The 21,306-nt window shown below is 60.9% G+C and carries 20 protein-coding genes; 18 read left to right on the top strand and 2 right to left on the bottom strand.

Translation table 11 applies throughout. From position 1 onward, the window contains the following. Positions 1 to 219 precede the first annotated feature (219 nt). Together Q5H89_RS07305 and Q5H89_RS07300 are read left to right on the top strand one after the other, a co-directional pair. Positions 220 to 1,053: an oxidoreductase gene (locus tag Q5H89_RS07305; RefSeq protein ID WP_305018629.1), complete on the top strand. Its 834-nt coding sequence runs from the start codon at positions 220 to 222 to the stop codon at positions 1,051 to 1,053. A gap of 177 nt (positions 1,054 to 1,230) precedes the next feature. Then, on the top strand, positions 1,231 to 2,082 hold the full coding sequence (locus Q5H89_RS07300) for an FRG domain-containing protein (RefSeq protein ID WP_305018628.1): 852 nt from the start codon (positions 1,231 to 1,233) through the stop codon (positions 2,080 to 2,082). Positions 2,083 to 2,443: 361 nt separating this feature from the next. Here the strand turns inward: Q5H89_RS07300 and Q5H89_RS07295 are convergent, their stop codons facing one another. Then, complete coding sequence (locus Q5H89_RS07295) at positions 2,444 to 2,602, bottom strand: hypothetical protein (protein WP_305018627.1); 159 nt, start codon at positions 2,600 to 2,602, stop codon at positions 2,444 to 2,446. A gap of 166 nt (positions 2,603 to 2,768) precedes the next feature. Between Q5H89_RS07295 and guaB the strand changes: the two genes are divergently transcribed. The 9 genes from guaB to Q5H89_RS07250 all read left to right on the top strand — a co-directional run bounded on the left by guaB (position 2,769) and on the right by Q5H89_RS07250 (position 13,906). After that, positions 2,769 to 4,247 (top strand): IMP dehydrogenase, encoded by a 1,479-nt coding sequence (gene guaB, locus Q5H89_RS07290; RefSeq protein ID WP_305018626.1) that lies wholly within the window; start codon positions 2,769 to 2,771, stop codon positions 4,245 to 4,247. Positions 4,248 to 4,449: 202 nt separating this feature from the next. Continuing rightward, positions 4,450 to 6,555: a PP2C family protein-serine/threonine phosphatase gene (locus Q5H89_RS07285; RefSeq protein WP_305018625.1), complete on the top strand. Its 2,106-nt coding sequence runs from the start codon at positions 4,450 to 4,452 to the stop codon at positions 6,553 to 6,555. 21 nt (positions 6,556 to 6,576) lie between these two features. Further along, positions 6,577 to 6,906, top strand: a complete 330-nt coding sequence (locus Q5H89_RS07280; RefSeq protein WP_305018624.1) for an STAS domain-containing protein — start codon at positions 6,577 to 6,579, stop codon at positions 6,904 to 6,906. A gap of 56 nt (positions 6,907 to 6,962) precedes the next feature. Beyond that, on the top strand, positions 6,963 to 7,379 hold the full coding sequence (locus Q5H89_RS07275; RefSeq protein ID WP_305018623.1) for an ATP-binding protein: 417 nt from the start codon (positions 6,963 to 6,965) through the stop codon (positions 7,377 to 7,379). Between the two features lie 231 nt (positions 7,380 to 7,610). Further along, positions 7,611 to 9,986, top strand: coding sequence for a peptidylprolyl isomerase (locus Q5H89_RS07270; RefSeq protein WP_305018622.1), 2,376 nt, complete (start codon positions 7,611 to 7,613; stop codon positions 9,984 to 9,986). Between the two features lie 99 nt (positions 9,987 to 10,085). Next, positions 10,086 to 11,480 (top strand): peptidylprolyl isomerase, encoded by a 1,395-nt coding sequence (locus tag Q5H89_RS07265; protein WP_305018621.1) that lies wholly within the window; start codon positions 10,086 to 10,088, stop codon positions 11,478 to 11,480. Positions 11,481 to 11,622: 142 nt separating this feature from the next. Next, a complete protein-coding gene (locus Q5H89_RS07260; RefSeq protein ID WP_305018620.1) occupies positions 11,623 to 12,588 on the top strand; it encodes an AAA family ATPase in 966 nt (321 codons plus the stop codon). A 99-nt stretch (positions 12,589 to 12,687) separates the two neighbouring features. Further along, positions 12,688 to 13,104: a hypothetical protein gene (locus Q5H89_RS07255; RefSeq protein ID WP_305018619.1), complete on the top strand. Its 417-nt coding sequence runs from the start codon at positions 12,688 to 12,690 to the stop codon at positions 13,102 to 13,104. Positions 13,105 to 13,333: 229 nt separating this feature from the next. Continuing rightward, the gene (locus Q5H89_RS07250) at positions 13,334 to 13,906 is read left to right on the top strand and encodes a GNAT family N-acetyltransferase (protein WP_305018618.1); all 573 of its coding nucleotides are present in this window, start codon (positions 13,334 to 13,336) and stop codon (positions 13,904 to 13,906) included. A gap of 51 nt (positions 13,907 to 13,957) precedes the next feature. On the opposite strand, the gene Q5H89_RS07245 is transcribed toward Q5H89_RS07250, so the two are convergent. After that, positions 13,958 to 14,689, bottom strand: a complete 732-nt coding sequence (locus Q5H89_RS07245; RefSeq protein ID WP_305018617.1) for a hypothetical protein — start codon at positions 14,687 to 14,689, stop codon at positions 13,958 to 13,960. A 726-nt stretch (positions 14,690 to 15,415) separates the two neighbouring features. Here Q5H89_RS07245 and recA point away from each other — a divergent pair. The 7 genes from recA to rpsI all read left to right on the top strand — a co-directional run bounded on the left by recA (position 15,416) and on the right by rpsI (position 21,285). After that, entirely contained in the window at positions 15,416 to 16,498 is a 1,083-nt protein-coding gene (recA, locus tag Q5H89_RS07240) for a recombinase RecA (protein WP_254244286.1), read from the top strand. A gap of 160 nt (positions 16,499 to 16,658) precedes the next feature. Beyond that, positions 16,659 to 17,468: a DUF3108 domain-containing protein gene (locus tag Q5H89_RS07235; RefSeq protein ID WP_305018616.1), complete on the top strand. Its 810-nt coding sequence runs from the start codon at positions 16,659 to 16,661 to the stop codon at positions 17,466 to 17,468. Between the two features lie 95 nt (positions 17,469 to 17,563). Then, the gene (locus Q5H89_RS07230) at positions 17,564 to 18,283 is read left to right on the top strand and encodes a response regulator transcription factor (RefSeq protein WP_305018615.1); all 720 of its coding nucleotides are present in this window, start codon (positions 17,564 to 17,566) and stop codon (positions 18,281 to 18,283) included. Between the two features lie 156 nt (positions 18,284 to 18,439). Continuing rightward, a complete protein-coding gene (locus tag Q5H89_RS07225) occupies positions 18,440 to 19,510 on the top strand; it encodes a sensor histidine kinase (protein WP_305018614.1) in 1,071 nt (356 codons plus the stop codon). Positions 19,511 to 19,557: 47 nt separating this feature from the next. Further along, positions 19,558 to 20,271: an RluA family pseudouridine synthase gene (locus Q5H89_RS07220; RefSeq protein WP_305018613.1), complete on the top strand. Its 714-nt coding sequence runs from the start codon at positions 19,558 to 19,560 to the stop codon at positions 20,269 to 20,271. A 128-nt stretch (positions 20,272 to 20,399) separates the two neighbouring features. Then, the gene (rplM, locus tag Q5H89_RS07215; protein ID WP_305018612.1) at positions 20,400 to 20,852 is read left to right on the top strand and encodes a 50S ribosomal protein L13; all 453 of its coding nucleotides are present in this window, start codon (positions 20,400 to 20,402) and stop codon (positions 20,850 to 20,852) included. A gap of 46 nt (positions 20,853 to 20,898) precedes the next feature. Next, entirely contained in the window at positions 20,899 to 21,285 is a 387-nt protein-coding gene (gene rpsI, locus Q5H89_RS07210) for a 30S ribosomal protein S9 (RefSeq protein WP_305018611.1), read from the top strand. Positions 21,286 to 21,306 lie beyond the last annotated feature (21 nt).

The following is a 21,306-nucleotide window of genomic DNA, read 5'->3' as shown; positions in this document are numbered from 1 at the left end:
GCTGCCGGGCACTTTGCGAGCGCAAATTACCCTTGGTAGGCAATTTGCTACCCTTTGTGCCCGGCGGCTTATTGTGGCAGAGCTAGGCCATTGCAGCAGGGCTAGCCAGCGGAATACGCAACCAGAACTGCGGCTTGCGTGCCGTAGTGAGCGGGCAAACAATTGGGCGCGTTTTCGCGTCTTAGCGCCACTGTTTTTCCGTTTTTAATTTCTGTATCCATGACCAAGCATTGGTTTATTACCGGCGTAAGCACCGGCTTTGGCAAGCACCTCGCCGAGCTAGCCCTGGCCCAGGGCGATAAGGTAGCCGCCACCTTTCGCCAGCAGGCGCAGGCCGACGAATTTACCCAGAAAGCTGGCGCCAACGGCGTTGGCTTGGTGGCCGATGTAGCCGACGAAGCCGCCGTTAAAAAGGCCGTGGCCGATGCCATTTCTACCCTCGGCCACCTCGATGTGGTGGTGAACAACGCCGGCTACGGCTCGATGGGCCCCATCGAGGAAGTGCCCGAAGAAGAGGTGCAGCGCCAGTTCGACATCAATGTGTTTGGGCCCTTGCGGGTGCTGCGCGCCGTGCTGCCCCACCTGCGCGAGCGCCGCAGCGGCCACATTCTCAATATCACCAGCATTGGTGGGCTGCGCGCGTTTCCGGGCGTAGGCATTTACAACGGCTCCAAGTTTGCCCTCGAAGGCATTGGCGAAAGCCTGGCCGCGCAGGTGGGGCCGCTCGGCATTCACGTCACCAATGTTGAGCCTAGCGGTTTCCGCACCGACTGGGCCGGGCGCTCGGCCACCTACACCGAACCCGCTATTGCCGACTACCGCCCCACGGCCGGCCAAAATTTGGCCAATATTCAGAAGGCCAGCGGCAACCAGCCCGGCGACCCCGAGCGCGCCGCCCAGGCCATGTTTGACCTGGTGCGCATGGAGAACCCGCCCGTGCACCTGCCCCTGGGCAAAGCTGCCGTAAAAGGCGCGCTCGACAAGTTTACCACCATTAAGGCCGAAATTGAGCAGTACGCCCACATCGGCAATGGGGCCGACTTTCCGAGCTAAATCAGCTTGACCAGCCTGCTTGTAAGCGCTTGTGATTGCGCGGAGGAACGACGAAGCAATCGCACCCGGACAACTCGTTTAGGTGCGATTGCTTCGCCGTTCCTCCTCGCAATGACAAGCGCTTTTTTTAGTAGCCAGCCCCACTTCCCCGCTAGCCGCGCTCCGTACCTTCACCCTATGCCCACTTCGACTCCGCCCGCCGCCAACGACTTCGAAGCCCAGAGTTGGCAGCACCTGCAAGACCTGCTGTTTCGCGAAACCTGGGATGCGCGCCTGGGGCGCTACCGCTCGCCGTTTGTGTACCGGGGCATGCGCAGCTTTGGCTACACCCTGAGCACCAGCCTACAGCGGCTAGGGGGCAACTACGACGCCCTGGAGCACCACTTGCTGCGCAACTTCCGCAAGTATGCCCGCGACACCACCACGCCGCCCAGCGCCACCGTGTGGGACTGGTTGGCCCTGGCCCAGCACCACGGCCTGCCCACGCGCCTGCTCGACTGGACGTACTCGCCCTACGTGGCCCTGCACTTCGCCACCGACGACCTCAATGCCTACCACCAGGACGGTATTATTTGGGCCCTCAACTATGTGAAGGCTGCCGAGCACCTGCCGCCCATTTTGCGCGACGCGCTGGCCGGCGAGGGCTCCAACGTATTCACCACCGAGCTGCTGGCGCCCACCCTCCCCAGCCTGCCCACGCTGTCGAGCCTGCAAGCCGAGCCATTTGTACTCTTTCTGGAGCCGCCTTCGCTCGATGCGCGCATTGTGCACCAGTACGCGCTGTTTTCGCTCATGAGTACGCCGCAGGCCATGCTGCACACCTGGCTTATGCAACACCCCGAATTGTACTTTCGCATTCGCCTGCCCGCCAGCCTCAAGTGGGAAGTGCGCGATAAGCTCGACCAGGCCAACATCACCGAGCGCGTGCTGATGCCCGGCCTCGGGGGCCTCAGCCGGTGGCTGCACCGCCACTACTCGGCCGCCCAGGGCCGCCCGGCCACCGGCGAAGGCGCCGAATTGCCGGGCTGATTTCGGCCATTCAGTAGGTTCAGGCTGTCATTCAGCGAGAATACCAGTGCACTGAGCGATTTTTATTGCCTGCTTATCCGCTCCTTATATTAATTTTGTATTGTAATTATTGCGCAGCGGCCCGCTTTTTGTTAATGTTTGCTGCGTAATAAGCCCTAGCCGGCGGAACCTCGTTCCACGCCAGGGCCGCCAGTATCGCGCCAGCCTAGCTGGCTCACCGAGTTGGTTTTCTTGTGGAAAAGGAACCTGTTGGAAAGGCTCGTCCCGCTTGGGGCGAGTCTTTTTTGTTTTTTATAAAAAAGCGGCGCCGCCGGGTGGACGACGCCGCAAATACTGAGTGGCGGGGCGGGCGGCAGCCGGGCTAGCGGCCGTAGCCGTAGCCATAGCCGCGCCCCCGGCCGTGGTCATGGCCCCGGCCGTAGCCGCGGCCCCGGTCGTGCTCATGAATAACGCAGGAAGTGAGGGTAAGCGAACCGAGCAACAGCACGGGCAGGGCGCGGAAAAGGAGTTTCTTAAGCATGAGTGATAAGTCGTTAGAATGAGCGGAAGCTAGAGGCTTCTTGGGTATTTAAACGAGAGACGCGCGCGCATAGTTGATGCCTTGGTCGATAAAACCTGGGCGTTGCTGGGCAAATGCGTCGTATATTTGTCTGGCAATAAGGTTTTCTGCTAAACCCCCTGTTGCTATGGCCGACCACGCCACCCCCAAAATCGCCTTCGAGGCTCTGACCTACGACGACGTACTGCTGCTGCCCGCCTACTCGGAGGTGCTCCCCCGCGACTGCGACCCCGGTACCCAGCTCACCCCCACCATCCGGCTGCATCTGCCCCTGATTTCGGCCGCCATGGATACCGTGACGGAAGCCGACATGGCCATTGCGCTGGCCCAGGCCGGGGGCCTTGGCATCATTCATAAAAACATGAGCATCGGCAAACAGGCCGAGCAGGTGCGCCGGGTGAAGCGCTCGGAGTCGGCCCTCATTCAGGACCCCTTCACGCTGCCGCCCACCGCCACCCTCACCGAGGCCCGCCAGCTCATGCGCAAGCACAACATCGGTGGCATTCCGGTAGTAGAGGCCGACCACCGCCTGGTGGGCATTCTTACCAGCCGCGACTTGCGCTTCGAGAAGGATTTCAACGCGCCCGTAACGACCGTAATGGTGCCGCTCGACCGCCTCGTGACGGCCCCCGCCGGCATCGACCAGGCCGCCGCCGAGGATATGCTGCAAGACCGTAAGGTAGACAAGCTGCCCCTAGTGGATGCCGACGGCCGCCTCACCGGCCTCATGACTTACAAGGATATTCGCAAGCGCCGCCGCTCGCCGCAGGCCAGCAAAGACGGCCTGGGCCGCCTGCGCGTGGGCGCCGCCGTGGGCGTCACGGCCGACCTACTGCAGCGCGTGGCGGCCCTGGCCGAGGCCGGCGTCGACCTCATCAGCATCGATACGGCCCACGGCCACAGCAAGGGCGTGCTCGATGCTGTGCGCCTGCTTAAAAAGGAATACCCGACGCTCGACGTGATGGCCGGCAACGTGGCCACCGCCGCCGGCGCCCGCGCCCTGGCCGAGGCCGGCGCCGAAGTAGTAAAGGTGGGCGTGGGCCCGGGCTCCATCTGCACTACCCGCATCATCGCAGGCATTGGGGTGCCGCAGCTTTCGGCCGTGCTGGAAGCCGCGCGGGGTGTGGAAGGCACCAGCGCCACCATCGTGGCCGACGGCGGCATTAAGTTCTCGGGCGACCTGGTGAAGGCCCTGGCCGGCGGCGCCGCCGCCGTGATGGTGGGCTCGCTGCTGGCCGGTACCGAAGAGGCCCCCGGCGACCTCATCATTTACGAAGGCCGCAAGTACAAGAGCTACCGCGGCATGGGCTCGGTAGAGGCCATGGAGGATGGCTCGAAGGACCGCTACTTTCAGGATGCGGAGGATGATGTGAAGAAGCTCGTGCCCGAGGGCATTGTGGGCCGCGTGCCCTTCAAGGGCAGCGTGAGCGAGGTGCTGTACCAGCTGGCGGGCGGCCTGCGCGCGGGCATGGGCTACGTGGGTGCCCCCGACCTGGCGGCGCTGCAGGCGGCGCAATTCGTGCGCATCACCGGGGCCGGCCTGCGCGAGAGCCACCCGCACGACGTGCAGATTACGCGCGAAGCCCCCAATTATTCGAGCCGCTAGGCCTTTATAGCCGGGCGCGGCCGGCCCCTGAAGGCTAGCCGCGCCCGGCTTTTTGGTGCCCGGTCGCCAACCCGCGCGGTATCTTTCCGGGCTTGGCCGGACCTAGCGGGCTCCGTTGTAGTTTTGCGCTTTGTCTTTTTTTGGCTGGGCAATAAAGCTGGCGGACTAGGGTACCGCTGCGCCTGGCTTTTACTTTTATTCTATGCCCAAATTTCGCCGTTCGGTGTGGCTGCTAGGTATTGCTGCCGGCTGCTGGCTGCTGCTGCTGCTGAGCACGCTCAGCCAGGGCCGCACTGTGCTCGGCCTGCCTGCCGACTGGCCGCGCTGGCTATTGCTGCTGGCGCAGGGTGGCTTTGCGGCCAGCGTATTTCTCTACGCCCGCCTGCAGCCCAACCCGCTGGTGGGCCACGGCTTTTTGCCGCTGCTTCGGCGCCTCTTTTGGCGCGGGCTGGTGCTCACGGCGCTGCTCGTAGGTGTTCAAACGTTTGGGCAGCTTACGGCCGCGCGCCAGCTGCCCCTGCCGGGCGATACAACGGCCGCCGTGGGCTACACCATTAGCCTGGCGCTGTTCATTATTCTGCTGGCCCAAACGCTTTACATCTGGCGCTCGCTGGTCAATTTCCGGGGCAACTCCCGGCTCCGGCGCGAGTGGACGGCCTTCGAGCTGCTGCTAGGGTTCGCGCTCTTATTTCAGCTGTTTGTGTGGCAGGCGCCCGATTACCTGCGGGTGGGCGTTATTACGGCCCTGTGCCTGTTTGGCGTGTACCTGAGCGGGCATCAGCGCTGGGTAGCCTACCTGAGCCAGGGGCAAAAAATTCAGGCTATTCTGCTGCAGCTAGGGGTGCTGGGGTTTCTAGTGCTGTTTTTGCAGTACCTACGCGGGGCGCAGGCCGACCCCATTTTGCTGGCGCCGCCTACGCAGCAGGCCTTTCTGGTGCTGACGTCCTTTTTCGCGGTTTTCTATGCCGTGGCGGGCCTGCTGGTTACGCTCTTCAACCTGCCCATTGCCGACGTGTATGAGCAGCGGCGGGCCGAAATCCTGAGCCTGCAGCAGCTGAGCCAGATTATTCAGCGTGGCCAAACGGCTCCCGAAATTTATCAGGCGCTTTTTACTTCGGCCGTGCAAACCATCCGGGCCGATGCCGCCTGGCTCGATGCCCAGCTGCAGCCCACCGAGCAGGCGGGGCCGCTGCCCGCCGCCCTCACCCACGAGCTGGCCGCCGCCGACCTCGCCACGCTGCAAACGCTGCTGCCCAGCCTGCTACCCGAGGGGCAAGCCGAAATTACCGACAACGACTTGCTGCGCTCGCAGCGCCTGCCGGGTCTTAGCCAGCGCTACGGCTCGGCGGCGGTGCTCTCGCTGCACAGCCCCACGCACGACTACGGGGTACTGGTGCTGCTGAAAAAGGAGCAGGCCGGCTTCGACCCCGAAGACCTGAGCATCCTGCACACCTTCACCACCCAAACGGTGCTGAGCCTCGAAAACCTGCAGCTAGCCCAGGAAGCCCGCATCAACCAAAGCGCGCAGGACGAGCTGCGCATTGCGGCCCTGGTGCAGGAGCGCCTCATTCCGAAGCACCTGCCTACCGACAACTGGTTTGAAATCAGCACCTACGCGCAGGCGGCCAAGGAAGTAGGCGGTGATTTCTACGACTTTCTGCACCTGCCGGGCCAGCAGCTGGCCGTGCTCATCGGCGATGTGTCGGGCAAGGGCGTGACGGCCGCCTTCCACACGGCCCAGATGAAGGGGATTTTCCATGCCCTCATGCAGCCCAACCCCCTGGCCAAGAAGGACCGCGACCGCTACCCCGACCCGCATCGGTTTATGATGAAGGCCAACGAGGCACTGACTCACTGCCTGGAGCGCTCGTCGTTTATCACGGCTTCGTTTTACTTGATTGACTACGAGGCCGGGGGCTTCAGCTTTGCCCGCGCCGGGCACTGCCATACGCTCTACTACCACTCTATTAAGGAAGAGGTTAGCTACTTCCGCAGCGATGGCCTGGGCCTGGGTATTCTGCGCGATGGCAGCTACGGCCGTCACATCAAAAACCAGTTCTGGGACTACAACCCCGGCGATGTGATGGTGATTTATACCGACGGCATTCTGGAGGCCCGCAATGCCAGCGGCGACGAGTATGGCGAGGAGCGCCTGGCCCAGATGCTGAGCGAGTCGTTCTACCAGTCGGCCGAGGAAATCAACCAGCATATCCGCCAGGATGTGCAGGAGTTTAGCAAAGGCCTGCCCCTGCACGACGACCAAACCCTGCTCGTTATCAAATTCAAGTCGGCCCAACCCCAAGGCTAGCCCCACCGTATGGGGCCTATTATGAAAGTAACCGCTCAACCCGCCGATACTACCCTTACGCTCTTGCTGGATGGCGAGCTCGACGCTTCCTCCGCAGTAGTGCTGGATACCGAGCTTAACAAGCCCGAGCTGCTCAATTACAAGAAGGTTCTTATAGACTGCCAGCGTCTTAGCTATATTTCTTCAGCCGGCCTGGGCGTTTTCATCTCGCACTTGCAGCGCTTGCAGGACTCCAACGTTAAATTGGTTTTCTACAATATGCAGGAAAAGGTTTTCAACGTATTCGAAATTCTCGGCCTCGATTCCCTCATGACTATCGTGCCGACCGAGCAGGCGGCCCTCGCCGCCTAATTGCGCCCGGCAGGCCCGCTAGCGCCCAGCAGCCCCTGCCTCTCGTTTCCCCTCCCATGCAAGACCGCATTCGCATTAGCTGCTCGCGCCAGAACCTTCAGCAGGTGCGCGACTTTGTGCGCGGCTTTTTGCTGAGTGCGCACCGCAGCGAACTGGTAGTGAACCAGGTAGTGCTGGCGGTAGATGAGGTAGTAGCCAATTTTATTATTCACGCCAACGGGGAGGATACCACGCAGTTCTTGGACCTGCTGCTGGTGCTGGCCGGCCCAAACCTGGACATCGAGATTGAGGACCACGGCAATACGCTCTTTTTGCCGCCCGGCAAGGTGGCTAACCCCGACCTGCGCGCCTACATTCAGCAGGGCCGCAAGGGGGGCATGGGCATGGCCCTGGTGTCGCGCATCATGGACCAGGTTGAGTTCTTCGAGCGCAATTCGCACACGGTGTGCCACCTGAGCAAGATTCTTACTTAGTGGCCGTTTACGTAGCGCCAGACCACTATTTCGCAGCGGGCGAACGGCACCAGGGGTCGTTCGCCCGCTGTTTTTGGGGCTAGCTGCGGCCGGGCGCCCACGCGCCCGGCCGCCCGGCTGGGTGCCAACACACTTCAGGCAGGGTTTTATTCGTAAAATTGCACCAGTATTGTGCCTGAAGCGTTGCGCGTTGTCTCTACCCGCTCTTCTGGCCGATTCCTTTCTTCCTCTATGCACTCCCGCCTTCCGTTGGCCGGTGCGGCTGCCGCCACGCTCCTGCAGCTGGCTGCCTGCCAAACCAGCAAGCCTACCGCCACCACCACTACCCCCGCTAGCCAGGCCCTGGGCACGCCGGTAGCGGCCGGCCCCGCCATCGAAACCCTGGGTACCTACCCGGTTTCGGCCCGCGAGTTTGCCTACGTGTACAAGAAAAACAACAGCACGGCCGCCGACTATGGCACCCGCGCCAGCGTTACCGACTACCTTACGCTCTACACCAACTTTCGCCTCAAGGTGCTCGATGCCGAAAAGCACGGCCTCGATACCACCCAGGCGTTTCGGCGCGAGCTAGATGGCTACCGGCAGCAGCTAGCCCTGCCCTACCTCACCGAGAAGGGCGTGACCGACCAGCTGGTGCGCGAAGCCTACGACCGCATGGGCCAGGAGGTCAATGCCTCACACATTCTCGTGCGCGTGGCCCCCGACGCCGCCCCGGCCGACACCCTGGCCGCGTACCAGAAAGTGATGGCCCTGCGCCAGCGCGTGACCAGTGGCGAGGACTTTGGCACGGTGGCCAGCACTACCAGCGAAGACCCCTCGGCCAAGGAGAACGGCGGCAAGCTTGGCTACTTCACGGCCATGCAAATGGTGTATCCGTTCGAAACGGCCGCCTACCGCACCCCGGTGGGGCAGGTCAGCCAGCCCATTCGCACGCGCTTCGGCTACCATATTATTAAGGTAAACGACCGCCGTGCCGCCCAGGGCGAAATAAAAGTGGCCCACCTCATGGTGCGCGTAACGCCCCAGGCACCCCGCGCCGACTCGGTGGCCGCCCACAAAAAAATAGACGAGCTCTACGCCCGCCTGCGCAAGGGCGAAAACTGGAACAAGCTCGTGGCCCAGTTTTCGGAAGATGCCGGCTCGGCGCCCAATGGCGGCGAGCTGCCGCCCTTCGGCACGGGCCGCATGATTCCGTCGTTTGAGGAAGTTGCTTTTAAGCTGCAAAAGCCCGGCGACATCTCGGCCCCGGTGCAAACGCCCTACGGCTGGCACATCATCAAGCTGATTGAGAAGCAGCCCCTGGCCCCCTTCGCCGCCATGGAGCCCACGCTCAAGAGCAAGGTGGGCAAGGACTCGCGCTCGGAGCTGAACCGCGCGGCCTTTCTCAAGCGCATTCGCCAGGAAGACCAGTTTGTAGAGATTCCGGCGGCCAAGGCCCTGGCTTTCCGCCAGGCCGATACGGCCCTGGTGAAAGGCCGCTACAAGTTTGACCCCGCTACCATGACGGCCAGCGGCGCCAAAGCTTCGAAAGCGACCAAGAATGCGGGCGGCGACAAGCTGCCGTTGTTCACCATCATGAACAAGCCCTACACAGTGGCTGACTTCCTGACCTTTGCGCAGCAAAACCAGCGCCCGCGCCCCACCGCGCAGCCCGAGTTTGCCATGCAGCAGCTCTACGACCAGTACGTGGACCAGAGCCTGACCGACTTTGAGAAGGCTAGCCTGCCCACCAAGTACGAAGACTACCGCATGCTCGTGCAGGAATACCGCGACGGTATTCTGCTCTTCCAGCTGATGGACGAAAAGGTATGGAGCAAGGCAATTGAGGACACCGCCGGCCTGCGCAAGTTTTTCCTGGCCAACCAGGCCAACTACCAGTTTGGGCAACGGGTGCGGGGCACGGTTATTTCGGCCGCCTCGCCCCAGGTGCTGGCCCGCGCCCAGCGCGAGCTAAAGGCCAGCCGCTACCCGGTAGCCGGCAAGGCGGGCTCGGCCCTCGTGCACTTCAACCCCGGCACGGCCACGCCCGCCAATAGCAACGGCCCGGCGGTGCTCGACGACGTGGCCCGCCGCCTCAGCCAGGATACGGCCCTTACTGTAACCGTAGCCGGCCACATTCGCCGGGGCGAAAGCGCGGCCCTAGCCCGCCAGCGCACCACGGCTGCCCTCGACTACCTGGCCAAAACCGGCAAAATTGAGCGTCGTCGCCTCACGGCGGCCCCCGTCGGCGCGGCCACTACGGCCACTGGCGATACCCGCATTGCGTTTTTCAGCAATTCGACCGCTGCCCTCGAAGCCAGCCTGAACCAGCAGAACCCCCTGGCGGTGCAGATTCAGCAGCGAACCTTCCAGAAGGGCGACAATAAGGTGATGGACGACTACTTTACGCGCCCGGCCGGCACCTACACCGCCCAGCGCGATGGCCGCTACTACGCCGTGGTGGTGAAGCAGAGCCTGCCCGCCGGCCCCAAGGCCCTGGGCGACGCCCGCGGCCAGGCGACCAGCGACTACCAGAACTACCTCGAAAAGCAGTGGATTGAGCAATTGCGCCAGCAGTACCCCGTTAAAGTAAACGAGGACGAGGTGAGCAAGCTCGTGACCAAATAAGTGCCTTTACTAGGCGGGCCGCCGAATTTTCTGCCCGCTGTTTCACGTTATCAGCGGGCGGGCGGCAACCATTTGGCCTGCCCCGTGCCTCTTTATTCTATGCAACGTATCGCCCGGCGCTTATCCGCCCTTTCAGTAGTTGTTCTGGGAGCCTTTTTGGCCCTGCCGCACGCTAGCCATGCCCAGCTCGGCATTAGCCGCCCGGTGGGCCAGCAGCTGCTCGACGGCATTGCGGTAAAGGTTGACAATCAGATTATTCTGCGCTCCGATATTGAGGGCATTATGGCCCAGGAAGCGGCCCGCGCCCAGGGCAAGCCCCTGCCGCCCGACCTGCGCTGCAAAATCGTGCAGAGCCTGGTGCTCAACAAGCTGATGATTGCCCGTGCGGAAGTTGACTCCGTGACCGTGACCGACCAGCAGGTGAACGGCGAGCTTGACCGCCGCATGAACTATTTTGTGCAGCAGGTAGGCTCGGAGAAAAAGCTGGAGGAGATGTACAACAAGCCGGTGCGCGTGCTCAAGGAGGACCTGCGCGGCCAGGTGCACGACCAGCTGGTGCAGCAAAAAATGCAGGAGCAGATTTCGGGTAAAGTAGCCGTGACGCCCCGCGAAGTGAAGGAATACTTCGACCGGGTGCCCAAGGACAGCATCCCGTACTTCTCGACCGAGGTTGAAGTGGGCCAGATTGTGATTCCGGCGCAGGTGAACGATGCGGCCAAGCAGGCCGCCATTGCCCAGCTCAACGACCTGCGCGCCCGCGTGCTGGCCGGTGAGAGCTTTGAGGCCCTGGCCAAGCAGTACTCGCAGGACCCCGGCTCGGGGGCGCAGGGCGGCTATCTGGGCTACTTCAAAAAAGGCGAGCTGGTGCCCGAATACGAGGCCGCTTCGCGCAAGCTGGAGCCTGGCCAAATGTCGCCGGTAGTGGAGTCGCAGTTTGGCTTTCACCTTATTCAATTCATTGAGCGTAAAGGTGATTCGTACTCCACGCGCCATATTTTGCTGAAGCCGGTCACCGGCACGGCCGACGCCAGCGTGGCGGCTACCAAGCTCACGCGCATCCGCGCCCAGATTTTGAAGGACAGCATTTCCTTCGCCAAAGCCGCCAAGGAATTCAGCACCGACAAAATGACGGCTGCCAACGGGGGCCTGCTGGCCAACCGCCAGGATGGCGGCACCCGCCTGCCGCTCGATAAGCTCGACCCGGCCATCTTCTTTATTATCGATACCATGAAGGTGGGCCACATTACCCCGCCCATGCCCTACCGCACCGACGATGGCAAGGACGCCATGCGCATTCTCTACCTCAAGAGCAACACCCCGCCCCACCAGGCCAACCTGCTCGATGACTACCAGAAAATATCGCAGGCCGCGCTGAGCCAAAAGAAAAGCAAGGCCCTCGACGACTGGTACGAGAAAAACCGCGACACCGTGTACCTGGAGGTTTCACCCGAGTACGCCCAGTGCAAAGTGCTGACGGCCAGTACCGAGCAATAAAGAATTTAGTAGTAAGTAGACCGTCATGCTGAGCAAAGCGAAGCATCTCGCTCGCACCGCTAGGGTAGCCACCCAACGATACGAGCGAGATGCTTCGCTTTGCTCAGCATGACGGTCTAGTGTTTATAATATCTGTTAGATAATGGCGCAATTTCAAAACGATAAGGAAGCGGCCGACTCGCTGAAAGCAGCTTATCAGCAGCTGCGGCAGGAAATCGGCAAGGTCATCGTGGGGCAGGACGAGGTAGTGCGCCTGGTGCTCACGGCCGTGTTTGCGCAGGGCCACTGCCTGCTGGTGGGCGTGCCAGGGCTAGCCAAAACGCTGCTCATCCAAACGATTGCCGACTCGCTCGACTTGTCGTTCAACCGCATCCAGTTTACGCCCGACCTGATGCCGAGCGATATTGTGGGCTCGGAGACACTGACGCAGCAGCGCGATTTTCAGTTTGTGAAAGGGCCGATTTTCGCCAATATCATCCTGGCCGACGAAATCAACCGCACGCCGCCCAAAACCCAGGCTGCCCTGCTCGAAAGTATGCAGGAATATGCCGTGACGGTGGCCGGCCAGCGCTACCCGCTGGCGCGGCCGTTTTTCGTGCTAGCCACCCAAAACCCCATTGAGCAGGAAGGCACCTACCCGCTGCCTGAGGCCCAGCTCGACCGGTTTATGTTCAATATTCAGCTAGGGTACCCGAGCTACGAGGAGGAGCTGAACATCGTGAAAAACACTACTTCCGACCGCAAGCCTACTGTGGGCAAGGTGCTGCATTCGGCTGATATTCAGGCCTACCAGGCCCTGGTGCGCCGCGTGCCCGTGGCCGACAACGTAGTGGAATACGCCGTGGGCCTCGTGCACAAAACCCGCCCCAACACGGCCCGCACCGCGCCGCGCGCCCAGCAGTTGCTGGAGTGGGGCGCCGGCCCCCGCGCCAGCCAGTACCTGATAGTGGCGGCCAAGTGCAATGCGCTGCTCACCGGCAAGTACTCGCCCGATATTGAAGACGTGCGCGCCGTAGCTTTGCCCATTCTGCGCCACCGCATTGTGCGCAACTTCAAGGCTGAGGCCGAAGGCGCCACCGTAGAGCAGATTATCAAAGAACTACTTTAATTGAGTTATGAATTATGAGTTAGAAGGTATGAGTTGCTGCCAGCCCTCATTTCAGTCCCGACTCATAATTCATAACTTCTAACTCATAACTCAACTAAGTTGGAAGCCCAAGCTTACTACCAGCAATTTGAGCGCAACGTGCGCATCATCCTCGACGCGCTGGCCGCCGGCCTCGACCTGCGCACCACCTCGCTCGAAACCAGCCTGCCTATTGAGGTCTACGTGCTGTGCGAAGTACTGAACCAAGGCGCCGGCGAGCACTTTCAGCTCACGGCTACCGGCGTGGCGCGGCTAGCCGAGTTTCAGCAGCAGTTTATGAAGCACGAGGACCAGACGCTGGCCGCCATGCAGCGCGTGCTGGCCGACAAAACGTCTATCATGCGCACGCCCGAGGGCCGGGTTTTCACCAAGGAAATGCTGATTCGGCGCCTCGAATTCTTCAACGAGGCCGCCCGCCAGGTGAACGTGATGCGCACCCAGCAGGCCTTGGGCAGCCCCCGGCAGTACGCCGCCTGAGCTGCAAGCTGGGTCCACCGCAGGTTCGGCTAGCCCCTGCCTGGCACTGAAGAAGTTATCTGCGCAGGCAGGCTTCTTCAGTGCCTGGCAGGGGCTGTTTTTTTATCTTCGTACTGCGCGCATCTGCTTCCGGCCTGGCAAGCATCTGCTTAGCGCAGCTTGGCAATTTCGGCCCTTCGGCAGGATTATTGTTTTCTGGCGGTGCCGCTTCTTTCAACTCCTTTTCCCAGTGTTCGAAACCAACCGCCTGCTGCTCCGCCCCTACGAGCCGACCGATGCCCAGGCGTTTTTTACCCTGCTCGACCAGAGCCGGGAGCGCCTCAAAAACTCCTTTCCCGACCGCCTGCGGGCCGTGCCGACCCTGGCCGCGGCGCCGGCCCAGCTCGCCGCCTTTGCCGACGACTGGCACACGGGCCGCTTCTACGTGCTCGGCATCTGGCTACGCGAAACCGGCACTTACATCGGCGACATCTGCCTGATGCCCCAGCGCCACGGCCAGGCCGAAATCGGCTACTACCTGGCCGCCGAGGCCGAGGGCCACGGCTACGCCCGCGAGGCCCTGGCCGCCGTGTGCCGCTTCGGCTTCGGGCGCACTGTGGAGGCCCAGCGCCTGCTCATTCGCTGCTTCGCCGACAACGCCCGCGCCCAGGCCGTAGCCCGGGCGTTGGGTTTCACGCCCCAGGGCCCCGAAAAGCCCGAGCAGCCCGCCTGGCTGCGCCTCAGCTTCTGGGAAAGCCGGCCGCCGCTGCCACCCATCCTACACTTCGTGCGCCACTGGGCCGCCGGCGATAGGGAGGAGTAAAGGATTACCCTGGCGGCAATCCTTTACTCCTCCCTGCTAACTCCCTTATTATCACTGCCCCACGCGCACGCGCCGCCCTACGTTGCCGAGCAGCCACTCCTGCCGGAAATTGAGGTAAAAGCCGAACGAGAAATCGAGCAGGCTGCGGTTGAAATCGTACACCGGCTCGACGCGGACCGTGAGCGCCGCCGCGTCGGAGATGCGGAAGTCGCGCAGCAGGCGCACGAGCAGCAGCCGGCGGTCGGCGTCGGTGTAGCCGGGCGTGCCGTAGCGCGAGGCGATGGACTGATAATAGCTGCCCCCTAGCGGCGCGTAGAACTGGTGCCCCTGCCAGTAGCTGAGCATGAGGTCCACGTAGCGCGTTTCGAGCGTGCCGTTGATATACAAGCCCTTACCCGCTTGAAAGGGCAGGCGATAGTTGGAAAACGAGTGGTCGTCGAAGAGTAGACCGTAGGCGTTGAGCCGCACCGCCTGGAAGGTGCCGCCGCCCAGCGGCACCCTAGCCACCACGCCACTGGCGTAGTTGAGCAGCGTTTGCACGGGCAGGTGCAGCGTATCAATCTGCCCACCGAAGTGCCGCGCCGTAAACTGAAACGGCACGGACACCTGCACCCGGCTATTGTCGCCCGTCAGGCGGAAGCTGCTGCTGAGGCCGCCCGCAATCTGCTCCTGGTAATTCACGCCCGGGTATTCCTGCTTCAGCCAATCGACCCAGGTATCCAGAAACACGCGCTTGGTGTTGAGCCGGTACTGCAAGCCTTCCTCTAATGGTTTTAGTATCACCCTTTCAAAATCGAGTAGCGGCTCGATGTAAAAATGGCTTAGATTGGGATAAATATTACCAAAAATGAAGCTATTATTTTTGACTTTCCAAGTAGCGCGAAAAGTCGGGCGTACTTGTCTCAACTGTGGATTGCCAAAGTCTTTCCAAAGGAACACGCCCGCTTCGAGTCGTAAGTCTTTGGTGGGATAATAGACGAGTTGTGGATTCAACTGCGTACCAAATAGCGTGTAGCCTTCGACAATATCGTTGAAATATTCGTTATCCTTGAAGAAAGTAAAAGCTTTAAAAGAAAAGCGAAGGTCGCCGGCTTGATGTTCATTTTCTAAAGTTCGTCGCGCGCTCACCCTATCCACAGAATCTATGGCTTGTATTTCCTTTGGAGTAGCACCGTCAACTGGGTATGTATAAGACAGTGGCCTCCATCCTGGATATGCCATTACAAATGCTCCATTATCGAGCTGCGCCTGGGCGGGCGCGGCCATAACCAACACAGCCCCAAGGCTAACTAAAATTTTTAGAAATTTCCCCATAAATTTGCGCCTCTGCCGGCACAAAACCGGGGTGCGTTGCGTTACAAATGGCCGCCGCAAAACAGAACGGTAGCCGGGCTAGCCCGCTGCTTTTCTGCCTTGGTGCGGTAAACCAAAATACCGTAGATTTACAACTCTTTAGTTTTCCCCTCCCCCTTCATGGCCTTAGCAACCAAAAAAGCCGAAAAATCAGAAATGGTCGATAAAGCTGACAAAACCGGTCCTTCCAGCCCCGCCGCCGAGAAAGCGAAAGCCCTCGCGCTGACGATGGAGAAGCTCGACAAAGCCTTCGGCAAAGGTACCGTGATGAAGCTCTCGGACCAGAAGGTGAACGACATTCCGGCCATCAGCACGGGGTCGCTGTCGCTGGATATTGCCCTCGGCATTGGCGGCCTGCCCCGCGGCCGCGTTATCGAGATTTACGGCCCCGAATCGAGCGGTAAGACTACGCTCACGATGCACGCCATCGCCGAGGCTCAGAAAGCCGGTGGCACCGCCGCCTTCATCGACGCCGAGCACGCCTTCGACCCGACCTACGCCAAGAAGTTGGGCATCGACGTGGATAACCTGCTGATTGCCCAGCCCGACAACGGCGAGCAAGCCCTCGAAATTGCCGACCAGCTCATCAGCTCGGGTGCCATCGACATCATCGTTATTGACTCGGTGGCGGCCCTAGTACCGAAAGGTGAACTCGAAGGCGACATGGGCGACTCGAAAGTGGGCCTGCACGCCCGCCTCATGAGCCAGGCCCTGCGCAAGCTCACCGGCACGATTAATAAGACGAACTGCCTCTGCATTTTCATCAACCAGCTGCGCGAGAAAATCGGCGTGATGTTCGGCTCGCCCGAAACCACGACCGGCGGTAACGCCCTGAAATTCTACGCTTCGGTGCGCCTCGACATCCGTCGTATCGGCCAAATCAAGGAAGACAAGGACAACGTGACCGGCAACCGCACCAAGGTGAAGGTGGTGAAAAACAAAGTAGCGCCGCCCTTCAAGGTGGTCGAGTTTGACATCATCTACGGCCAGGGCATTTCCAAAGTCGGCGAGATTGTGGACCTGGGCGTCGATATGGGCATCATCGGCAAGTCGGGCTCGTGGTTTAGCTACGACGGCAACAAAATCGGCCAGGGCCGCGAAGCCGTGAAAACGCTGCTACTCGACAACCCCGAGCTAGCCGACCAGATTGAAGCTAAAATCCGCACCATGGCCAAGGGCGACGACGCCGTTATCCCCGTGGACATGAGCGGCCCCGAAGACGGCGACGACACGCTGTAGGCTGCCCTTCGCAAATTGAATTTTAAAAGCCCCGCTGCGCCTTGCAGCGGGGCTTTTTGTATACCTTAGCCGCCCGCTTGGCGGGCCGCGGGGCGTTTACTTTTGCTGGCTGGCATCTCGTTTGTAAATCTGCTTTCGACCCGTCTTCGTTTCTGCTTGTATGCACCGCTGGCTACTCGTTCCGCTTTTTCTACTCTGCACTGCCTGGACCCAGCCTATCGGCACCGCCGAGCCGGTGCGGTACTGGCCCAATGCCAGCTTTAAGGCCGGCGAAACCATTCGCTATAAGGTGCACTACGGCGTGCTCAACGCCGCCGAAGCCGTAGTCGAAACATCTGGCAGCCTTGAGCGCGTGGCCGACCGCCCTTGCTACAAAGCCACCGTGAGCGGCCGCACCACTGGCTCGTTCGACTTTTTCCTGCATGTAAAAGACCAGTGGCGCGCCTACATCGACACGGCCAGCGTGCTGCCGCTGCGCTCCTCGCGCGACATTGAGGAAGGCACCTACCGCAAGAAGGAAGTCGTCGATTTTGACCAGACGCACGACATCGTCAACGTGCTGCAAACCCACACCAAGGAGCCCATTCGCTACACCTTCAAGGTACCCAACAATGTGCAGGAACTCGTGAGCGGCTTCTACTACCTGCGCACCCTCAACTACGACCACATGAAGCCCGGCGAGGTCATTCACATGAGTGGCTTCTTCGACGAATCGACGTTCAATCTGGACGTTACCTTCAAGGGCCGCGAGGTAGTTGATACCAAGGCTGGCGCCATTCACGTGCTGAAACTGGTGCCCAAAATGCCGAACAACCGCATTTTCCGGGGTGAAGACGCCATCAAGGTTTATCTCTCCGACGACCGCAACAAGATTCCGGTCCTCTTCCAGGCCGAGCTGTTTGTGGGCTCGGTGAAGGTGGACATGTACAAGTACGACGGCCTGAAGAGCCGGCTGAACATGGCCCGCTAGCCCGCGCCGGGGCATCACACAAACGTAACATGGCGGCCCGCCCGGCGCGGGTAATTTTGCACCGCGAAAGCTTCTCTCCCTTTTGCGTCCGCACCGTGGCTACCCCCACCAGTCAGAAGTCAGCGTCGGCCAAAGCCGGCACTTACAAGATTCTAGTAGTCGACGATGACCCCGATATTGTCGAGCTGCTCGAATTTAACCTTAAGAAAGAAGGCTACCTCACTGCCTCGGCTGGCGACGGCCAGCAGGCCCTGGCCGTGGCCCAGGAGTTTAGCCCCGACATCATCCTGCTCGATGTGATGATGCCCCATCTCGACGGCATTGCCACTTGCCGCGCCCTGCGCGAGCAGCCTAAGTTCAAGGACACCTACATACTCTTCCTCACGGCCCGCGCCGAAGAGTTTTCGGAAGTAGCCGCCTTCGAGGCCGGCGCCGACGACTTTCTCTCCAAGCCCATTAAGCCCCGGGCGTTGCTGAGCCGGCTAGCCGCCGTGGTGCGCCGCGACCAGGACCCCCACGCCGGCGTGGAGGCCATCGACATCAACGGCCTGCGCATCGACCGCACGGCCTTTGCCGTGTACCAGGATGGCCGCAAAATCACGCTGCCCAAGAAAGAGTTTGAGCTGCTGGCCTTTCTGGCCGCCGCGCCGCACAAGGTGTTCAGCCGCGATGAGCTGCTGCAAAACATCTGGGGCAACGACGTATTTGTGCTGGCCCGCACCGTGGACGTGCATGTGCGCAAAGTGCGCGAAAAAGTGGGCGACCACCACATCCAAACCATTAAGGGTGTGGGCTATAAGTTCAACGCCGACTAAGGTAATACGCAGCACAACGCTCGTCATGCTGAGCTTGCCGAAGCATCTTACCTGTGCCGCTAGGGTTACCAACCTAACGCTACGAGCAAGATGCTTCGGCAGGCTCAGCATGACGAGCGTTGTCTTAACTTCCCTTCTTGCCCACCCTAGCCTCCCATGAACCTCTCCTCCCGCACCATTGCCGTACTTATTGCGCTACTGGTGGCGGGCGTGCTCGGCACGGGTACATACTGGGTGCCCAGGCTGCCCACGCACCAGGCCTTTCTGGCGGGCGGCATCACGGTGGCCGCCTGCTTTCTGCTTGTGTACCTGGCGTTTGAGGCGCTTATTTTCCGGGAGATAAATGGCATCTACTCGCGCCTGGAGCACATCAAGCGCAAGGAGTTCAAGCGCCTGAGCAACAAGTTCTTATTTCGCCCCGAGCCCCTGCGGCGCATTGGCGACGAGATAGTGGAAATGGCCGAGCGCCGCCAGCAGGAGCTTGATGAGCTGAAGCGCCTGCAGGCGCTGCGCCGCGAGTTTCTGGCCGATGTATCGCACGAGTTGAAGACGCCGCTTTTCGCCGCCCAGGGCTTCGTGCACACCATCCTGGATGAGGAAGAAGACAACGAGGAAATGGGGATGGACCCCGCCACGCGCCGCAAGTTTTTGCAGCGCGCCGCCGCCAGTCTCGACGCCCTCGATGCCCTGGTGCAGGACCTGGTCACGATTTCGCAGCTCGAAAAGGGCGTGATTCGGATGCGTCGCCAGCGCTTCGACCTCGTGGCCCTGGTGCAGGAATTGTTTGAGCTGCTGGAGCAGCAGGCCGAGCGGCGCGGCACTACGCTGGAGCTGTTTCCGCCGCACCTGGCCGGGCAGGAGCTGCCGGTTATTGCTGACCGCAACCGCATTCGCCAGGTGCTCATCAATCTGATAGACAATGCCATAAAGTACGGCCGCGCGCACAGCGGGCACGTAGTGGTAGCCCTCACGCCGGGCCGCAACGGGGTACGCGTAGCCGTGCGCGACAATGGCGCCGGCATTGCCCCCGAGCACCAGGCGCGCATCTTCGAGCGCTTCTACCGGGTCGATAAAAGCCGCTCGCGCGCGGCCGGCGGCTCGGGGCTGGGGCTAGCCATCAGCAAGCACATTGTGGAGGCGCACAAGTCTACTATCTACATTAAGAGTGTGTTGCAGGAAGGCACCACGATGGAGTTTAAGCTACCCCGGCCCAAGGAGGTGAAGTAGCGCAAGCCAAAGCTTACGCTATAACCCGTCGTACCTTTGCGCTTCGCATGAAGCCACCTAAGTTCAAAGACCTTATCCTGTTTGAGAACGACGATTACATCGTCGTCAACAAGCCACCATTCCTGTCCACGCTCGACGAGCGCATTGGCGTAGCAGCCAGCCTGCTGCGGCTAGCCCGCGAATATTCGGAAGATGCTCAGGTGGGCCACCGCCTCGACCGCGACACCAGCGGCGCGCTCGTGCTGGCCAAGCACCCCGAGGCCTACCGCCACATTTCGATGCAGTTTGAGAACCGCGAGGTGAATAAGGTGTACCACGCCGTAACCTGGGGCGCGCCGCCGCTGGATAAGTTTGTGGTAGAGCGCAATATCGAAACCACCAAGAGTGGCAAAGCCCGGCTGGCCTATAAGGGCAAGCCCGCCGAAACGCGCTTCACGCTGCTCGAAACCTATGCCCGCCACGCCCTCGTGCAGTGCGAGCCCGTGACCGGCCGTATGCACCAGATTCGCCTGCACCTGGCGTATGTTGAAACGCCCATCGTGGGCGACCACCTCTACGGCGGCGAGGATTTTTTCCTGTCTTCGCTCAAGAAGAAGTTCAACTTGAAAGAGGGCGAAACCGAGCAGCCGTTCATCAAGCGCTTTGCCCTGCACGCCAAGGAGCTTGGCTTTACGGGGCTAGCGGGCGAGGCTATCCGCATTGAGGCTCCTTACCCGAAAGATTTCCGGGTGCTGGTCGAGACGCTGCGGGAATATCGCTAGGCGCTTTTAACTGCCTGGCGTTTGGTTATCTGCCCGAAAACTCGTACCTTTGTGTCCGTTTTTCCCCAGGCCCGACCGGCTTGGGGTTTATTGTCAATTGTTTAGCCGGTAATTTTTACCAAATCCGCATGGACCACCTGAGCTTCAAGACGACCCACGTCAACAAGGCCAACGCCCAGAAAGCCTGGGTTATCATCGACGCCAGCGTGGCCCCGCTGGGCCGCGTGTGCAGCCAAATTGCCAACGTACTGCGTGGCAAGCACAAGCCTTCGTTCACCCCCAACTCCGACTGCGGCGATAACGTAATCGTTATCAACGCCGACAAGCTGCGCGTGACGGGCAAGAAGATGGAAGAGAAAGTGTATATCTCGCACTCGGGCTACCCCGGCGGCCAGAAGCAGCGCACCCTGCGCGAGCAGATGAACCGTGACTCGCGCAAAGCCATTGAGCACGCCGTAAAAGGCATGCTGCAGGGCAACCGCCTGGGCGCTGCTCAGTACCGCAACCTGTACGTGTACGCCGGCACCGAGCACCCGCACGAGGCCCAGCAGCCCACCGTATACGAGCTGAAGAACCTGTAAATCATTGCTTTTACGGCCGATTTTGGCCGCATTATTTTTCCACTAAATGGCAGCTACTAACACCTCTGGTAGAAGAAAAACCTCGGTGGCCCGCATCTACATGCAGGCCGGGCAAGGGAATATCACTATCAACGACCGGGACATGAAGTCCTACTTCGCCAACGAACTGTTGGAGAACATCGTGAACCAGCCGCTGGCCATCCTCGAGCAGGTAGGCCAGTACGACATCAAGGTAAACGTGAGCGGCGGCGGCATCGCCGGCCAGGCTGAGGCCATCCGCCTCGCCATCTCGAAAGCCCTGGTGAGTGACAACGCCGAAATCAAGTCGTCGCTCCGCAAGGAAGGCTTCATGACGCGCGACCCCCGCATGGTGGAGCGTAAGAAGTTCGGCAAGCGCAAAGCTCGTCGCTCGTTCCAGTTCTCTAAGCGCTAATCGTTTAACCGTAGTAGTATC

Source organism: Hymenobacter cheonanensis (assembly GCF_030581075.1).
Taxonomy (GTDB): domain Bacteria; phylum Bacteroidota; class Bacteroidia; order Cytophagales; family Hymenobacteraceae; genus Hymenobacter.
Note: the sequence above shows the minus strand (reverse complement) of the source record. Positions and strands in the feature narration are given on the sequence as shown.